The 1,155-nt window shown below is 44.1% G+C and carries 2 protein-coding genes; both read left to right on the top strand.

The window, feature by feature from the left end; all coding sequences use genetic code 11:
• Nucleotides 1–270, top strand: a 270-nt coding sequence (locus tag AC5KOD_RS02575) for an LPXTG cell wall anchor domain-containing protein (protein WP_496912979.1), incomplete at its 5' end; no start/stop codon positions are given.
• A gap of 60 nt (nt 271–330) precedes the next feature.
• The coding region (locus AC5KOD_RS02570; RefSeq protein WP_496912978.1) for a BsaA family SipW-dependent biofilm matrix protein at nt 331–1,155 on the top strand (825 nt) is incomplete at its 3' end.

The following is a 1,155-nucleotide window of genomic DNA, read 5'->3' as shown; positions in this document are numbered from 1 at the left end:
CATAAGCTGATTGCGAAATTTGAAATGGACAGTCATTATACGGAAAAGGATTTTGTCAAAAAAAGCGTGACAGAGAATGTCTGGGAGTTTCGTGCGATTAAAAAAGAGCCAACTACCCCCAAGAAACCCTCCCCCTCTAAACCAACCTTTCCAAGATTGCCACAAACGGGAGAAGAATGGCGGCAAATGCTAATTGCTCTTTGTATTGGGATGTTATTGGTCTTAATGGTCTTACTCATTATTAAAAAGAAACGGGAACAACGCAGATAAACGAGAAACGTCATAAGGCATTTCTTATAACGATTATGCTAGAGAGAGGAGTATCATTACATGAAACAATCACACCGTCGTGGGACTCGTAAAAAGAGTCGGCGAACGAGAGGATCAGCTAAACGAGTCAATTTAATATGGGGCGTTTTTGCCTTACTCTTTTCTAGTCTAATGGTTCTAGGAAGTACCTATGCGTGGTTTACCTCAGCGGATTCGGCGACCAATAAATTCGAGGGAAGTCGCTTTGAAGCCGAGCTTACCGAAGTGTTTCAACCTAATTTAACCTGGCAACCAGGGACGGATACCACCAAACAAATCCGTGTTCAAAATACAGGAAGAGTGCCGGCTTTAGTCCGTCTTTCGCTCTATGAGTATTTGTTGTCATTCAAAGTAGATGTCACGGATAAAAAGGGGAATGGAAATCTGATCAACTCTCCAAAGGAAGTGAAACCAACTGTGAAAGCAAACGATCAGAAGACCTGGCAGCCGGCGGCTGACAAAGGAGGCACTTATGAAGTAAAAGGGTCTTATTATGTGGCTAATCAAGCGTTTATCGCAGACCAAACCAACGGCAAAGACCGCTATAAACTCAACAATGCTAGCCGATTAACTCAGCCCTTTCAATACGTCACCTTGAATTTCGCTTCTGGGATGAACCCAACCCCACCACCAGCAGGAACCAAGAACTACTGGTTATATGCCGATGGTTATTTCTATTACTCAGAACTCCTCCAACCAGGAAAAATCAGCGAGCCTCTGTTAGAGAGTGTGACGCTGTCCCTATCTGCACCTAATGCCTATAAAGGCGCCTTGTATCAGTTGAATCCGTATTTAGAGGCTCATGATACCACGAGTGCCATCAGTAGTCAGTGGGGGATTGGGACA

It is taken from the genome of Vagococcus sp. WN80Y (assembly GCF_059621045.1).
The sequence above is the reverse complement of the archived record's forward strand: the minus strand, read 5'-3'. Positions and strand labels throughout refer to the sequence as shown.